Source organism: Leptolyngbya sp. CCY15150, assembly GCF_016888135.1.
Lineage (GTDB): Bacteria > Cyanobacteriota > Cyanobacteriia > RECH01 > RECH01 > RECH01.
In genome coordinates this window covers 1-1,817 of the sequence record NZ_JACSWB010000252.1, presented here as the reverse complement: position 1 = coordinate 1,817, position 1,817 = coordinate 1, and the positions used below count along the sequence as shown (strand labels likewise).

The following is a 1,817-nucleotide window of genomic DNA, read 5'->3' as shown; positions in this document are numbered from 1 at the left end:
ATTGACATTCGTGACGGTAATGGTGAGCAGTTGCGCGGTACTCAGCCCCCCAGCATCCGTAACAGTTACTTCAACGGCATAGGTATTGTTGCTTCCGTCATCAAGGGGCGTTTCAAAATCAGGGGCATTGAGGAAGGACAGGGCACCGGTTGTGGCATTGATGTCAAAGAAGACTTGGTCATCGCCGCCGCTGAGGCTGTAGGAGAGTCCATTGCCTTCACTGTTGGTATCGTCAGTAGATTGAATGTCAATGACGGCGGTGGTATTTTCTGCCACATTGACGGCGGCGCTGGTGATAATGCTGGGCGCTTCGTTGCCTCGCCCAAAGACCACATAGCTGGAGCCGGGAAGGGTACTCATAAAGCCTACACGGGTTGCGCCAATAATCAGGTCATCAACGCCATCGCCATTGATATCCCCAGCACTGCTCACCGAACCACCGGAACGGTCAAATTCCGCGGCACCATCGAGGCGAAAGCCGTTATTGCCATCGAGGGCAGAGAGGTTCTGCGTCGCACTAAAGCCATTCGCTTTACCAAAGACCACATAGCTGGAGCCGGAAAAGGTGCCGTTGGGGCTTGCATATTCTGCGCCAATAATCAGGTCATCAAAGCCGTCGCCATTGACATCCCCAGCACTGCTCACCGAACGACCGGACTGGTCATCTGCCGCCACGCCATCGAGGCGAAAGCCGTTGCTGCCATCGAGGGCAGAGAGGTTCTGGGTCGCACTAAAGCCACTGGCTTTACCAAAGACCACATAGCTGGAGCCGGAAAAGTTGCCGTTGTTGGAGGCAAAGAGTGCGCCAATAATCAGGTCATCAAAGCCATCGCCATTGACATCCCCAGCACTGCTCACCGAACGGCCGGAACGTTCATTTCCCGCCACACCATCGAGGCGAAAGCCATTGCTGCCATCGAGGGTGGAGAGGTTCTGGGTCGCACTAAAACCATTCGCTTTACCAAACACCACATAGCTGGAGCCGGAATTACCGCCGTTGGGGTCGGCATAGCCTGCACCAATAATCAGGTCATCAAAGCCATCGCCATTGACATCCCCCGCACTGCTCACCGAACGACCGGACTGATCATCTACCGCCACGCCATCGAGGCGAAAGCCGTTATTGCCATCGAGGGTAGAGAGGTTCTGGGTCGCACTAAAGCCACTGGCTTGGCCAAAGACCACATAGCTGGAGCCGGAAAGGTTGCCGTTGGGGGCGGCAAAGAATGCGCCAATAATTAGGTCATCAAAGCCATCGCCATTGACATCCCCAGCGCTGCTCACCGAATAACCGGCACGGTCAAATGCCGCTGCGCCATCGAGACGAAAGCCATTGCTGCCATCTAGGCTGGAGAGGTTCAGCGTTGGACTAAACCCTGTATCCCGACCAAACACTACATAGCCAGATCCGGAAACGTCGCCGTTGTTGGAGGTACGGGGTGCGCCAATAATCAGGTCATCAAAGCCATCGCCATTGACATCCCCGGCACTGCTCACCGAATAACCGGACTGGTCACCTACTGCCACGCCATCGAGACGAAAGCCGTTGTTGCCATTGAGGGTGGAAAGATTGAGAGTGCTACTAAACTCATCGCCCCTGCCAAACACTACATAGCTAGAGTTGGCACCGACTGCGCCAATGATCAGGTCATCGAAGCCATCGCCGTTGACATCCCCCGCACTACTCACCGAAAAACCAGACTGGTCATTTTCCGCCACACCATCGAGGCGGAAGCCATTGCTGCCATCGAGGCTGGAAAGGTTCAAAATAGGGTCGAAGCTCATGGATTTAGATTCCTTAAATGGGGTTTACGGTT

General features: G+C 54.8%; 1 pseudogene. It reads right to left on the bottom strand.

Features of this window, described 5'->3' with window-relative positions:
* Nucleotides 1-1,785 (bottom strand): annotated as a pseudogene (locus tag JUJ53_RS19510) (FG-GAP repeat protein); the annotation flags it as partial.
* Between the last annotated feature and the right edge of the window lie 32 nt (nucleotides 1,786-1,817).